Here is a 12,663-nt window from a genome sequence, read left to right on the forward strand (position 1 = left end):
CGAGTGACCGCATCGCTACGCTGAGCACACGACACGCTCATCCATCCATGGACAAGGAGGCACCAGTCATGAGCACCGTCATCGTGGCCGGAGCCGTCGTCCTGGTGGTCCTGGGGTTCGGAAACCACGTCTGGTGGCTGGCCGCCGCCGCTCTGCTCCTCGGATACGCGCGCCACGCGCGGCCCAATGGGCAGGGGCAGGGGCAGGGCACCACCTCGGCGACCACGCCGGGCCCCGGCACCCCGACGGGAGCGGCGCCCGCCACCTACCGGGCGTACCGTGCCCGCCGTGACCAGCAGGCCAAGTGGGAGCGCCGTTACCGTCGCGAGCGCCCCCTGGAGGCCCGCCGTCAGGACCGCGGCAACCGATGAACCGGCCGACCGGCCGTCGTCCACGCGCCCCCGGGGGTCACAGACCGGGGGCGCCCCACACCGGGAACCAGCGGTTCAGGTCCGCCTCGATGCGCAGATCGTTCGCGAGCGCCGCCTTGACCCGGAGTTCCAGCGCGTTGTCGCGCCGCTGCCCCTGACCGGGCAGCGGCGCGAACGGGAAGTAGGTCCCGCGCTTGTAGAGGTAGACCAGCGCCAGCCCGCGACCCGCGTCGCCACCCCGTCCCTCGAACCCCGCCAGCGAGCACAGCAGCTGCGGCCCGAAGCCGTTGGCCTCCATCGAGGTGTTCACCGCGTGCAGGTCGTTGACCAGGAGCGCCAGCTCGTCGGGCGCCCGGCGGGAGATCAGCCAGGAGTAGCCGTACTCGTCCTGCGTCAGCTCGACCGGGGGGCCGGTCCGGTCGGCGTCCGCGTCGAGCAGCGCCTGGACCTCGCGGTGTGTCTGCTCGAAGGCCGAGCCCTCGACCGTGGCGAAGCACACCGCACCCTGCCCGGTCGGCGTGAAACCGGCCGCCGCCTCCAGCGTCACCGCCGCCGAGGGCAGCGCGAACAACTGGTCGAGATCGGGGGCGACCGGCTTCGTACGGCCGAGCAGGATGTCCAACAGCCCCATGTTCAGATCGCCTTCCCGGGCGCCGCGGCCTCACCCAGCTCCACGCTGATCCGCCCCAGCTGGTCGAGCCGCTGCTCCAGGCTCGGGTGGGTGGAGAAGAACCTGGCGAGGCCGGGCTCGGCGCCCAGCGCCGGGGTGAAGTAGAAGGCGTTGAAGGCCTGGGCCGTGCGCAGGTCCTTCGTCGGGATCCGGGCGATGTCGCCGGAGACCTTCGTCAGCGCGGAGGCCAGCGCCGAGGGCCGCCCGGTCAGCTGTGCCGCCGCCCGGTCCGCGGCCAGCTCGCGGTACCGGGACAGGGCCCTGATCAGCAGGAAGCTGATCGCGTACACCGCCGCCGAGACGCCCATCACGACGGCGAACACGGCCAGGGTGTTCTGGTCCTTGCGGCCCCGCCCGCCGAACAGCTCGGAGTAGAAGGCGAACCGCACGACCAGCCCCGCGACCACGCCGAGGAACGACGCCACCGTGATCACGGCGACATCCTTGTGCGCCACGTGCGACAGCTCGTGCGCCAGCACGCCCTCCAGCTCCGCGGGCTCCAGCCGGCGCAGCAGCCCGGTGGTCACGCAGATCACCGCGTGGTCGGGGTTGCGCCCGGTCGCGAACGCGTTCGGCATGTCCAGCTCGGACACCGCGACCACCGGCTTCGGCATGTCCGCGATCGCGCACAACCGGTCGACCACGGCGTGCAGCTCGGGACGCTCCTCCCGCTCCACGATCCGGCCGTGCATCGCGTACAGCGCGATCCGGTCGGAGAACCAGTACTGGGCGGCGAGCGCGCCCACCGCGACGACGACGACCAGGACCCACGACTTCAGCAACACGATCAACGCGGCCACGAACGCCACGTACAGCAGTCCGAGCAGGAACAGCGTGACCGTCATCCGCACGGTCAGCCGCCGGTCGCTCCGGAATCGGCTCTGCATCTGCATCACCCCGCAGTCAGGCACTCGTCCCACTGCCCAGTGTGCACCTGACCTGGCCCATGAAGCGGTCGCGCGCGGCTCTAGGAGCCGCAAAGACCCGCCCCCGTCGGAAGCGGCGAAGGCCCGCTGCCGCCTCTCAGTACGACCGCAGGTCGGCGTACCCCAGGAGCAGGATCACCCCGACGACACAGCCGAGCACCAGCACCGTCGACAGCCACGACGAGCGGCGAGGTCCGGCCGGCCCCGGGCCCGCGCGGAACGGCACCGGCCCCGGCGGGTTGTCCTTCCAGCGCGCGGCGAGCATCCGGGCCCGGGCCGAGGGTTCCTTGTGCTCGGCCGCGCTCGCCCACCTGTGGTCGAACTCGTACTCGGAGTCGTTCTGTTCGGCCATCCCCGTCACCTCTCGCCTTCCGCAAGCATCCGGGGAATCGACCCCCCTGTGTAGGAGGCCTGCGAGCCTCGAAAGGTTGTACGGAACACCGTATGTCGGGTTGAGTGAGCGGGTGAAGCGAACCGACTCGGCTGAAACTCCGACAGCGCCCCCGGCCTCGAAGCACGCCGGGGGCTGCCTGGCTGGGGTCCTGGTCCTGCTCGCCGGGCTGCTGATTGCGCTCAGCTTCGGAGGCACCGCCGAGATCGAGTCACCGGACCAGTTCGCGGGGCTGAGGGACAACCACAGCAGCGTTGCGCTGGTCGTCCTGATCCTGGGTGCTGTCGCGCTGCTCGGAGGACTGGCCACAGCCATGCGGACGTCCCGCGGTCTGCCGGCTGTCGTCGGCGCGGTATGCGGCGTCCTGATCGTCGCGGCCGGCTACCGGGGCTACACGCTCTCGCCGATGGTGAAGTGCTGGAGCCACAACGCCATCGCTCAGAACCCGGACGGCTCGTACACGTGTTACGACCGGTGACGCCCTGGCTGTCAGGGATCGCGGCTGACATGGCCCGTGGTCCGTACGTCGACCCGTCCTCCGCCTGGGCTCGCGGTAGGCGGGCCCGGAAAGGCCGGCGGCCGTGCTCCCTCCGGTCGAGGAAGAGCACGGCCGACGGCCCACAGACGGCCCAGGGGAGCGGGAACCCGCTCTGACCTGGGGCGATATCACACGTCGAAGTACAGCTCGAACTCGTGCGGGTGCGGGCGCAGCTGGAGCGGGGCGATCTCGTTCGTGCGCTTGTAGTCGATCCACGTCTCGATCAGGTCGGACGTGAAGACGTCGCCCGCGAGCAGGAACTCGTGGTCGGCCTCCAGGCGGTCCAGGACGGCCGGGAGCGAGGTCGGGACCTGCGCGACGCCCGCGTGCTCCTCGGGCGCCAGCTCGTAGAGGTCCTTGTCGATCGGCTCGGCCGGCTCGATCTTGTTCTTGACGCCGTCCAGGCCCGCGAGCAGCAGCGCGGAGAAGGCGAGGTACGGGTTGCCGGAGGAGTCGGGCGCGCGGAACTCGACGCGCTTGGCCTTCGGGTTCGAGCCGGTGATCGGGATACGCATGGCCGCGGAGCGGTTGCGCTGCGAGTACACCAGGTTGACCGGGGCCTCGAAGCCGGGCACCAGACGGTGGTACGAGTTCACCGTCGGGTTGGTGAAGGCCAGCAGCGACGGCGCGTGCTTGAGGATGCCGCCGATGTAGTAGCGGGCCATGTCCGACAGGCCCGCGTAACCGGCCTCGTCGTAGAAGAGCGGCGAGCCGCCCTGCCACAGCGACTGGTGGACGTGCATGCCCGAGCCGTTGTCGCCGAAGATCGGCTTCGGCATGAAGGTCGCGGTCTTGCCGTTGCGCCAGGCGACGTTCTTCACGATGTACTTGAAGAGCTGGAGATCGTCGGCCGCGGCGAGCAGCGTGTTGAACTTGTAGTTGATCTCGGCCTGGCCGGCGGTGCCCACCTCGTGGTGCTGGCGCTCGACCTTGAGGCCGGAGGCGGCGAGCTCGAGGGAGATCTCGGCCCGCAGGTCGGCGAAGTGGTCGACCGGCGGGGTCGGGAAGTAACCGCCCTTGTAGCGGACCTTGTAACCACGGTTGTCCTCGACGGCGCCGGTGTTCCAGGCGCCCGCCTCGGAGTCGATGTGGTAGAAGGACTCGTTCGCCGAGGTCTGGAAGCGCACGCTGTCGAAGACGTAGAACTCGGCCTCGGGGCCGAAGTACGCGGTGTCGGCGATACCGGTCGACGCGAGGTAGGCCTCGGCCTTCTTCGCCACGTTGCGCGGGTCACGGGAGTACTGCTCGCCCGTGATCGGGTCGTGGATGAAGAAGTTGATGTTGAGGGTCTTGTCCCGGCGGAACGGGTCGACGCGGGACGTCGACAGGTCGGCGCGCAGGGCCATGTCGGACTCGTGGATGGCCTGGAAGCCGCGGATCGACGAGCCGTCGAAGGCGAGCTCCTCGTCCGGGTCGAACGCCTCGACGGGCAGCGTGAAGTGCTGCATGACCCCCGGCAGGTCGCAGAAACGGACATCGACGAACTTGACGTCCTCGTCCGCGATGAACTTCTTGGCCTCGTCGGCGTTCTGGAACATCCAGCTCCTCCTACTCCCGACCGTCCCGCCGGGGTGGTAGTTCGTTTGTGCGGCCAGTGCGGTGGCACACATTGTCCCCGACCCTAGGGATGCGTGATTTCTCGGGCGTGACCCGTTTGTTTCACAGACGTTAACCAGGTCTGGTTCCACCGTAGCCCCGACCCACCCCGGCGTCCCCCGGTCATATAGGGGCGCAGTACCTTGGACGGGTGGACAACAGGCAAGCAATCGGATCGTGGCTTTCCGGGCCGCGCGCGGCCATGGAAGACGCCGGTGCCGACTTCGGATACCGGGGCGAACAGCTCGGTCTGCCGCAGGAGGGGCCGGGTTCGATCGCCCGCCCCGGACGGCGGCTCGGCGCCCTCGCCGTGGACTGGGGCCTGTGCCTCTTGATCGCATACGGCCTCATCACGGACGGCTACGACCCGCGGACCGCCAACTGGACGCTGCTGGTCTTCCTCGTGCTGGGCGTCCTGACCGTCGGCACGGTCGGCAGCACCCCGGGCAAGCGCGTCTTCGGCCTGCGTGTGGTCGCCCTGGGAACCGGCACCGTCAACCCGCTGCGCGCCCTGCTGCGCACGGTCCTGCTGTGCCTCGCCCTCCCGGCCCTGATCTGGGACCGTGACGGCCGCGGGCTGCACGACCGGCTGGCCGGCACGGTCGAGGTCCGTATCTAGCGCCGCCCGCATACGCGGAAGGGGCGCCCGGAGTGATCCGGGCGCCCCTTCCGCGTAGAGGTCGTCGTACGGGACCCGTACGAGGTGGTGGGTCAGCGGCCGTTCTGGCCGCCCCGGGGCATCCGCATGCCCTTCGGCATCGGCCCCTTCGGCAGCGGCATGTTGCTCATCAGGTCGCCCAGCGCACGCAGCCGGTCGGTGGTCGCCGTGACCTGCGGGCCGGTCAGCACGCGCGGCAGCTTCAGCATGGTCGTGCGCAGCTTCTTCAGCTCGACCTGGCCCTCGCCCGTGCCGACGATCACGTCGTGCACCGGTACGTCCGCCACCACGCGGTTCATCTTCTTCTTCTCCGCGGCCAGCAGCGACTTCACCCGGTTCGGGTTGCCCTCGGCCACCAGCACGATGCCCGCCTTGCCGACGGCGCGGTGCACCACGTCCTGGCTGCGGTTCATCGCCACCGCGGGGGTCGTCGTCCAGCCCCGGCCGATGTTGTCCAGCACGGCCGCCGCGGCGCCGGGCTGTCCCTCCATCTGTCCGAAAGCCGCCCGCTCGGCCCGGCGCCCGAACACGATCGCCGTCGCGAGGAAGGCGAGCAGAAGGCCCAGGATGCCGAGATAGATGGGGTGACCGATCAGAAAACCGATCGCGAGGAAGACACCGAAAGTGAGGATGCCGACAGCCGCGAGTACAAGACCGATCTTCTTGTCGGCCTTGCGGGTCATCTTGTACGTCAGAGCGATCTGCTTCAGTCGCCCGGTGTTCGCGGCGTCCGCCGCGTTGTCCTTCCTCGCCATGCCACGAAGTCTACGTGGCCCCCGGAGCGCCGACGACGGCAGTGTCCGGGGAGCGGGGGAGGGGGTGCGGTCAGAGACGGGCGGACAGGGTCTCGTCGAGGACGCGCTGGGTCTCGACCCGGTCCTTGGCGCGGCGGCGGTCCTCCAGCACGGAGGTCCAGGCGTTGCGACGCGCGGTGCGCTGGCCACTGCTCATGAGCAGTGACTCGACGGCACGCAGTGCGTCGGTGAAGGACGGGATCGCGGTGGCGCGAACGGGCGCGGCCTGCATGGTGGGAGGTCCCCCCTCGGTACGGCTCCGGGAACGGGCGCGGTCTACATGGTGTGACTTCAGCGTCACTGATTGGTGTTACCAGGGCGTGACCGACCGGTCAAACGCCAATGAAACCTTGACGCGGGTCCTCGAAAGACTGACGCGGTCCTGACGGCGCCCTCATCTGCGAGGACGGTCGGGACCGCGTCGAATCAGCCGTTACTGGCCAGTAGTATCTTGTGCCCGAATTCACACGCTTGTCTCGCGACCATCCGGGGTACGAAAGCTGACGGTCCGTCAAACAATCCACCGGACGGTCAGCCGCGCGGCTCGTCGAACCGTCCGCCGCGCGGCTCGTCGGGCGGGTCGCCGAACGGTCCGTCGCGCGGACCGTCAGACGGCCTGCGTGGCGATGTAGGCGCCCCGCTTCTCGACGGCCATCTGGTAGAGCCGACCGGCCCGGTACGACGAGCGGACCAGCGGGCCCGACATCACGCCGGAGAAGCCGATCTGCTCGGCCTCGTCCTTGAGCTCGACGAACTCGTGCGGCTTCACCCAGCGCTCCACCGGGTGGTGGCGCACGGAGGGGCGCAGGTACTGCGTGATGGTGACCAGCTCGCAGCCGGCGTCGTGCAGCTGCCGGAGTGCCTCGCTGACCTCCTCGCGGGTCTCGCCCATGCCGAGGATCAGGTTGGACTTGGTGACCAGGCCGTAGTCGCGCGCGGCGGTGATCACGTTCAGGGAGCGCTCGTAGCGGAAGCCGGGGCGGATCCGCTTGAAGATCCGGGGGACCGTCTCGACGTTGTGCGCGAAGACCTCGGGCCGGGCGGAGAAGACCTCCGCCAGCTGCTCGGGGACGGCGTTGAAGTCGGGGGCGAGCAGCTCGACCTTGGTGCGGCCGGCCTCGCGTCCGGCGGTCTGCGCGTGGATCTGGCGGACCGTCTCGGCGTACAGCCAGGCGCCGCCGTCCTCCAGGTCGTCGCGGGCGACGCCGGTGATGGTGGCGTAGTTCAGGTCCATGGTGACCACGGACTCGCCCACGCGGCGCGGCTCGTCACGGTCGAGCGCCTCGGGCTTGCCGGTGTCGATCTGGCAGAAGTCGCAGCGCCGGGTGCACTGGTCGCCGCCGATGAGGAAGGTCGCCTCGCGGTCCTCCCAGCACTCGTAGATGTTCGGGCAGCCGGCTTCCTGGCAGACCGTGTGCAGGCCCTCGCTCTTCACGAGGTTCTGCATCTTCGTGTACTCGGGACCCATTTTCGCCCGGGTCTTGATCCACTCGGGCTTGCGCTCGATGGGGGTCTGGGCGTTCCGGACCTCCAGGCGCAGCATCTTGCGTCCGTCGGGTGCGACTGCGGACACATCGGCTCCCTGCTGATTGCTGTGAGTAGTCTTCGATTCTTCGGCGTACACCAGCGTACGCCCGTGTTTGGCGGGCTCTGCTGTGAGGCCAACCCGAGAACCGGCGGGCGCATTCCCCGGGGTCAGGCGGTCGCCCTCTCGATCTCGCGCGGCTTGAGGTCCGCGTCGCCCAGGACGTCCCTCAGGTGCCGTTCGGCGACCGGCAGCACATCGGCGATGGTGAGGGCGCGGCCCAGTTCGTGGGCGAGGGAGGTCACCCCGGCGTCGCGGATGCCACACGGGATGATCTTGTCGAAGCTGGAGGTGTCCGGGTTCACGTTGAGGGCGAAGCCGTGCATGGTGACGCCCTTGGCGACGCGGATGCCCATGGCGCAGATCTTGCGGTCCTCGCGGCGCTGGCCGGCGTTGGAGGGCGCGTACTCGGGGCCGTCGAGACGGGGGTCGAACTCCTCGTCGGTCAGCCGCGGGTCGAAGTCCAGCGAGAGGCCGCCGATCGCCGGGCGCCGCTCCACCGGGTCGCCCAGCACCCAGACGCCGGCCCGGCCCTCGACCCGGCTGGTCTCGACGCCGAACTCCGCGCAGACGCGGATCATCGCGTCCTCCAGGCGGCGCAGATGGGCGACGACGTCGACCGGACGCGGGAGCTTCTGGATGGGGTAGCCCACCAGCTGGCCCGGCCCGTGCCAGGTGATCTTGCCGCCGCGGTCCACGTCGACGACCGGGGTGCCGTCGAGCGGGCGTTCGTTGTCCGCCGTGCGCCGGCCGGCCGTGTAGACCGGAGGGTGCTCGAGGAGCAGCACGGTGTCGGGGACCTCGTCGGCGAACCGCGCCGCGTGCACCCGGCGCTGCTCGTCCCACGCCCGCTGGTACTCGACGGCGTCCGCGTCGAACCCCATGCGGACGAACCGCAACTCACTCACGGCAAGCGCCTCCCTAGAAGCCCGTAAGGCACGAAACATGCCCACGCCACTGTACGTCGGGCGGAATCCCGTCAGCCTTGCGGTCAATCCTCACACGATCGGATGAATGAACGTCGAGATGTGCGATCGACTGCTTACGCTCCGCTACATTCGCGCCGTTCACGAGGCCATATGGGCTGCTCACAGGCAATCCGGGCACCGCAGGGCCTCCGCGAGGCCCGAAAGGCAGGAGACCGCACCGCAGATGACGGACCGACCCGCGCAGCGCACTCCCAACCGCCAGCTCGCCGCGCTCATCGCAGAAGCGGGGTTCTCCAACGCAGGTCTCGCCCGTCGGGTGGACCAGCTCGGTCTCGAGCACGGGCTCGACCTGAGATACGACAAGACATCCGTGACGCGCTGGCTGCGCGGACAACAGCCCCGGGGCACCACCCCCGCGCTGATCGCCGAGGTCTTCACCCGCCGGCTCGGACGCCGGCTGTCGGCCCAGGACCTCGGCCTGGACGCCTGCGCCCCGGTGTACGCCGGCCTGGAGTTCGCCGGCACCCCCGAGGAGGCCATCGACATCGTCAGCGGGCTGTGGCGCAAGGACTCCGGCAGCCACGCCGAACTGCGCAAGATCGCGTTCACCCCGGCGGGACTCGTCGTCCCCAGCCGGGACTGGCTGATCGGCCGGGCCGACGAACGGGTCGCCCGCGGCGAACCGGCCGCCCGGGTGCCCGCCCAGGGTCCGCTCCCGCTGTCGGCCCCGGCGGCGGCGCTGTCGGCGGCCCTGTCGGTCCAGGCCCGCTCCGCCGTACCCCGCCAGCGCGGCCAGGCCGAACGCGGCGTCGGGCAGCGCGTCACCGGCGGCGACATCGCGGCGCTGCGCTCGGTCGGCGAACTGTTCCGCACCCTCGACGACGCCTACGGCGGCGGCCACGCCCGCCAGGCCCTCGTGCGCTACCTGGAGCACGAGTGCGAGCCGATGCTCCGCGGCACCTACGGCGAGCAGACCGGGCGCCGGCTGTTCGCCGCGGCCGCCGACCTGACCCGGCTGGCCGGCTGGACGTCGTACGACATCGCCGCGCACGGACTCGCCCAGCGCTACTTCGTGCAGGCGCTGCGGCTGGCGCAGGCGGCGGGGGACCGGGCGTACGGCTCGTACGTCCTGATCACCATGAGCCGCCAGGCCGTGTACCTGGGGCACGGGCGCGAGGCCGTGCAGCTCGCGCGCGTGGCCCAGCAGGGCGTCGGCACCGGTGCCCCGCCGGTCGTGCAGGCGCTGCTGCACTCGGTCGAGGCCCGCGCGCACGGGATGCTGGGCGAGGTGCGGGCCTGCACCGCCTCCCTCGTCCGGGCCGAGCGTGCCCTGGAGGCGGCCCGGACCGGGGACGACGTGCCGTACTGGGCGCGGTTCTTCGACGAGGCACAGCTCGCCGACGAGTTCGGGCACTGCCACCGGGACCTGCAACAGTTCCGGGCCGCCGCCCAGCACGCCGAGCGCTCGCTGCAGCTGCGCGCCCCCTCCTTCGCCCGCAGCCGGGTGTTCTGCCGGATCGTGCTCGCCTCCGCCCGGCTCGGTCTCGGTGAACTCGACCAGGCCTGCCTGCTCGGCGCCGAGGCGGCCGGGCAGGCGGCGGAGATGCGGTCGGTGCGCGCGATCGAGTACGTACGGGACTTCGAACGGAGGCTGGAGCCGTACAAGGACGCCGCGCCGGTGCGCGGGTACCGGGACAAGGTGGCCGCCGCCCTGGGGTGAGGGGGCGGGCGGCGGCCGGCTCAGGCCGCCGACCGCAGCGGCTCGGCCGCGTGCAGCGACCCCGCCGCCCCCAGGTCCGCCAGGATCGCCGCGCAGGCCCGCCGGCCCGAGTGCAGCGCTCCCTGCACGGTGCTGGTGTCGCGGTGGTCGCCGCACACGTACAGGCCCGCCAGCAACCGCACCGGCCGCCGCAGGTCGTGCGGTGGCCGCATCGCGGGCACGGCCTCGGCGGTGTGGTGCACGGCGAGGGTCTCCCAGCGGGCGGTCGAGGTGCCGTACAGCCGGGCCAGGTGTGTGCGTACGGCGGTGTCGAGGTCGGCCGGGGGCGTGCCGAGGACCGTGGACGACACCAGGGTCCGGCCCCCGGGCGCACGGCTGGGGTCGACCTGGCTGACCACGGTGGTGTGCGCGACGGGGCCGCCGCGGTCGGCGTCCAGCAGCAGGGACGCGCCGGTGTCCGGCGGCTCGTCCATGGCGTGGTGGACGACCGTCACGGGGTGGAAGTCCGGCACCCGCAGCCCGGGCAGCAGCTCGGCGGCGGTGCGGGCGTCGGTGGCCACCAGGACCGCGCGGCAGCGGAACGCGCCGTGCTCCGCGGTGGTCACCACGTTCGTGGCGACCGAGGTGACCCGGACGCCGGTGCGCACGGTGCCCGGCGGCAGCGTCCGCGCGAGCAGCTCGGGCAGCACCTCGGCGCCGCCCTCCGGCAGGCACAGCCGGCCGGAGGCGAAGGAGTGCAGGGCGAGGTCGGCGCACCGGCTGGAGGTGGTGAGGTCCGGGTCGCATAGCAGGGCGGCGAGCAGCGGGCGCAGAAAGCCGTCGATCGTGCGGGCGGGCACGCCCCGGGCGGCGAGGGCGTCGGCCGCCGGTGCCTCGGGGCGGGCCAGCAGCCGTTCGACCGGGGTGTGCGCGATCCGGCTGAGCGCGGCGCCGAGGCGGGCCTGGTCGACGGCGGAGCCCAGCGGGGCGCCGGTGCGGGCCCGGGGCACGGACGACGGCCTCGGGACGCCGCCCCGCGGCCGGGGCAGGGCGACGGGCCGGGGGGCGCTCGCAAGGGCGCGTACGGCGTGGAGTGCGCCCCTTGCGCTCCCTCCGGCCGCCGGGGCGCCCGCCCGGTGCCGGTGCCCGTCGCTGTGCAGCAGGACGCCCGGGGCGAACGGGCGCAGCACGAGCGCGTCCAGCCCCGGGGCCCGGTCCAGTTCGGGATACGACGTGGACAGCAGCTGTCCGATCCGGTCCAGCCGGAATCCGTCGACTTTCTCGGTCGCCATGCGGCCGCCCACACAGGGGGCGGCCTCCAGTACTGCGGTCGTGATTCCTGCGCTGGTCAGCCGATGCGCCGCGGTGAGACCGGCGACCCCGGCTCCCACGACGACCACATCTGCCTGGTACGTGGGCTCAAGCACGTGCCCCTCCTCGAGGTTGCGCGGCCGGTGGAGACGTCATGCCCCCAACGGGCGTCCGGGATGCCCGAGTTCGGATCGAGGTTAGGGCCGTGATCGGTCAGGGGCAGTCGCGCATGGCCAGGGCACGGTCGCACGGCGGTCGCATACGGTCCCCGACGGGGTCACGCCGCCCGGATGGCGTCCTCGATCCCCGCAAACGCAAACGCGAACCCCGACTCCAGCAGCCGCTTCGGCACCACCCGTTGACTGCCCAGCACGTCCTCGGCCAGCTCCCCGAGGGCCGTGCGCAGCACCGGCTCGGGCACCGCGAAAAACGTCGGCCGGTGCAGCACGCGCCCCATCGCCGCCGTGATCTCGCGGTTCGTCAACGGCCGCGGCGCGGTCAGATTGAACGGCCCCGACAGGTCGTCGCGGTCGAGGAGGTGCCGGATCGCGGCGACCTCGTCGTGCAGCGAGATGTACGACCAGTACTGCCGCCCGTCGCCCAGCCGCCCCCCGAGCCCCGCCTTGAACAGCGGGAACAGCCGGCCCCAGGCGCCGCCCCCGCGCGCCACCACCAGCCCGGTCCGGGAGAACACGGTGCGCACGCCCGCCTCCCGCGCGGGCGCCGCGGCCGCCTCCCACTCCACGCAGAGCCCGGGCAGGAAACCGTGCCCGGCCGGGGTGTCCTCGTCGGCGACCCGGTCCCCGGTGTCCCCGTAGAAGCCGATCGCACTGCCGTTGAGGAACACCCGCGGCGGCCGGTCCAGCGCGGTCATCGCCTCCGCGAGCGCCGTCGTGCCGAGCACCCGGCTGTCGTGGATCCGCTTCTTGTACGCCGGTGTCCACCGCCGGTCGCCCACCCCGGCCCCCGCCAGGTTGACCACGGCGTCACAGCCGTCGAGCCCGGCCGTGTCCACGTACCGCTCCGAGGGGTCCCAGCAGACCTCGCTGCCGCCCTGGGCCGCCCGGCGCACCAGCCGCACCACCTCGTGCCCGTCGGCGGTCAGGGACCGCACCAGAGCGCTGCCGATGAGACCGGACGCGCCGGCCACCGCGATTCGCGTACGTTCCATGGCCACCATCCTGACCCGTGAAGC

Annotated in this window: 14 protein-coding genes; 4 read left to right on the forward strand and 10 right to left on the reverse strand. The window is 71.6% G+C overall.

The window, feature by feature from the left end; genetic code table 11:
• The first annotated feature begins 68 nt into the window (after nucleotides 1-68).
• On the forward strand, nucleotides 69-371 hold the full coding sequence (locus ACWCQK_RS17320; protein ID WP_451155986.1) for a hypothetical protein: 303 nt from the start codon (nucleotides 69-71) through the stop codon (nucleotides 369-371).
• 37 nt (nucleotides 372-408) lie between these two features.
• On the opposite strand, the gene pspAB is transcribed toward ACWCQK_RS17320, so the two are convergent.
• The 3 genes from pspAB to ACWCQK_RS17335 form a co-directional block, all read right to left on the reverse strand.
• Complete coding sequence (pspAB, locus tag ACWCQK_RS17325) at nucleotides 409-1,002, reverse strand: PspA-associated protein PspAB (RefSeq protein ID WP_451155987.1); 594 nt, start codon at nucleotides 1,000-1,002, stop codon at nucleotides 409-411.
• Nucleotides 1,003-1,004: 2 nt separating this feature from the next.
• Entirely contained in the window at nucleotides 1,005-1,928 is a 924-nt protein-coding gene (gene htpX / locus ACWCQK_RS17330) for a zinc metalloprotease HtpX (RefSeq protein ID WP_451155988.1), read from the reverse strand.
• A gap of 136 nt (nucleotides 1,929-2,064) precedes the next feature.
• Complete coding sequence (locus ACWCQK_RS17335; RefSeq protein WP_451155989.1) at nucleotides 2,065-2,319, reverse strand: SCO2583/SCO2584 N-terminal domain-containing protein; 255 nt, start codon at nucleotides 2,317-2,319, stop codon at nucleotides 2,065-2,067.
• A 112-nt stretch (nucleotides 2,320-2,431) separates the two neighbouring features.
• Here ACWCQK_RS17335 and ACWCQK_RS17340 point away from each other — a divergent pair, with 112 nt between their 5' ends.
• On the forward strand, nucleotides 2,432-2,836 hold the full coding sequence (locus ACWCQK_RS17340) for a hypothetical protein (RefSeq protein WP_451155990.1): 405 nt from the start codon (nucleotides 2,432-2,434) through the stop codon (nucleotides 2,834-2,836).
• Between the two features lie 188 nt (nucleotides 2,837-3,024).
• Here ACWCQK_RS17340 and glnA read toward each other — a convergent pair whose 3' ends face one another.
• Nucleotides 3,025-4,434, reverse strand: coding sequence for a type I glutamate--ammonia ligase (gene glnA, locus ACWCQK_RS17345; protein WP_451155991.1), 1,410 nt, complete (start codon nucleotides 4,432-4,434; stop codon nucleotides 3,025-3,027).
• Between the two features lie 209 nt (nucleotides 4,435-4,643).
• Between glnA and ACWCQK_RS17350 the strand changes: the two genes are divergently transcribed.
• Nucleotides 4,644-5,111 carry an RDD family protein gene (locus ACWCQK_RS17350; RefSeq protein WP_451155992.1) on the forward strand — a complete coding sequence of 156 codons (468 nt, stop codon included), beginning with the start codon at nucleotides 4,644-4,646 and terminating at the stop codon, nucleotides 5,109-5,111.
• Nucleotides 5,112-5,203: 92 nt separating this feature from the next.
• Here ACWCQK_RS17350 and ACWCQK_RS17355 read toward each other — a convergent pair whose 3' ends face one another.
• The 4 genes from ACWCQK_RS17355 to lipB form a co-directional block, all read right to left on the reverse strand.
• Complete coding sequence (locus ACWCQK_RS17355) at nucleotides 5,204-5,905, reverse strand: DUF4191 domain-containing protein (RefSeq protein WP_451155993.1); 702 nt, start codon at nucleotides 5,903-5,905, stop codon at nucleotides 5,204-5,206.
• Nucleotides 5,906-5,975: 70 nt separating this feature from the next.
• The gene (locus tag ACWCQK_RS17360) at nucleotides 5,976-6,176 is read right to left on the reverse strand and encodes an SCO2195 family GlnR-regulated protein (RefSeq protein WP_451155994.1); all 201 of its coding nucleotides are present in this window, start codon (nucleotides 6,174-6,176) and stop codon (nucleotides 5,976-5,978) included.
• 375 nt (nucleotides 6,177-6,551) lie between these two features.
• Nucleotides 6,552-7,517: a lipoyl synthase gene (lipA, locus tag ACWCQK_RS17365; RefSeq protein ID WP_451155995.1), complete on the reverse strand. Its 966-nt coding sequence runs from the start codon at nucleotides 7,515-7,517 to the stop codon at nucleotides 6,552-6,554.
• A gap of 122 nt (nucleotides 7,518-7,639) precedes the next feature.
• A complete protein-coding gene (gene lipB, locus ACWCQK_RS17370; RefSeq protein WP_451156039.1) occupies nucleotides 7,640-8,476 on the reverse strand; it encodes a lipoyl(octanoyl) transferase LipB in 837 nt (278 codons plus the stop codon).
• Between the two features lie 205 nt (nucleotides 8,477-8,681).
• On the opposite strand from lipB, the gene ACWCQK_RS17375 reads away from it, so the two are divergent.
• On the forward strand, nucleotides 8,682-10,178 hold the full coding sequence (locus tag ACWCQK_RS17375; protein ID WP_451155996.1) for a regulator: 1,497 nt from the start codon (nucleotides 8,682-8,684) through the stop codon (nucleotides 10,176-10,178).
• A gap of 20 nt (nucleotides 10,179-10,198) precedes the next feature.
• Here ACWCQK_RS17375 and ACWCQK_RS17380 read toward each other — a convergent pair whose 3' ends face one another.
• Complete coding sequence (locus tag ACWCQK_RS17380; protein WP_451155997.1) at nucleotides 10,199-11,584, reverse strand: NAD(P)/FAD-dependent oxidoreductase; 1,386 nt, start codon at nucleotides 11,582-11,584, stop codon at nucleotides 10,199-10,201.
• A gap of 161 nt (nucleotides 11,585-11,745) precedes the next feature.
• A complete protein-coding gene (locus ACWCQK_RS17385; protein WP_451155998.1) occupies nucleotides 11,746-12,639 on the reverse strand; it encodes a TIGR01777 family oxidoreductase in 894 nt (297 codons plus the stop codon).
• Nucleotides 12,640-12,663: the final 24 nt, after the last annotated feature.

The sequence above is a fragment of the Streptomyces sp. NPDC002306 genome (genome assembly GCF_053593435.1).

Excerpts from the sequence above, each read along its gene's own strand:
- ACWCQK_RS17320 (WP_451155986.1), top strand. The coding sequence starts at position 69 with ATGAGCACCGTCATCGTGGCCGGAGCCGTCGTCCTGGTGGTCCTGGGG.
- pspAB (WP_451155987.1), bottom strand. The coding sequence starts at position 1,002 with ATGGGGCTGTTGGACATCCTGCTCGGCCGTACGAAGCCGGTCGCCCCC.
- htpX (WP_451155988.1), bottom strand. The coding sequence starts at position 1,928 with ATGCAGAGCCGATTCCGGAGCGACCGGCGGCTGACCGTGCGGATGACG.
- ACWCQK_RS17335 (WP_451155989.1), bottom strand. The coding sequence starts at position 2,319 with ATGGCCGAACAGAACGACTCCGAGTACGAGTTCGACCACAGGTGGGCG.
- glnA (WP_451155991.1), bottom strand. The coding sequence starts at position 4,434 with ATGTTCCAGAACGCCGACGAGGCCAAGAAGTTCATCGCGGACGAGGAC.
- ACWCQK_RS17355 (WP_451155993.1), bottom strand. The coding sequence starts at position 5,905 with ATGGCGAGGAAGGACAACGCGGCGGACGCCGCGAACACCGGGCGACTG.
- ACWCQK_RS17360 (WP_451155994.1), bottom strand. The coding sequence starts at position 6,176 with ATGCAGGCCGCGCCCGTTCGCGCCACCGCGATCCCGTCCTTCACCGAC.
- lipB (WP_451156039.1), bottom strand. The coding sequence starts at position 8,476 with ATGTTTCGTGCCTTACGGGCTTCTAGGGAGGCGCTTGCCGTGAGTGAG.
- ACWCQK_RS17375 (WP_451155996.1), top strand. The coding sequence starts at position 8,682 with ATGACGGACCGACCCGCGCAGCGCACTCCCAACCGCCAGCTCGCCGCG.
- ACWCQK_RS17385 (WP_451155998.1), bottom strand. The coding sequence starts at position 12,639 with ATGGAACGTACGCGAATCGCGGTGGCCGGCGCGTCCGGTCTCATCGGC.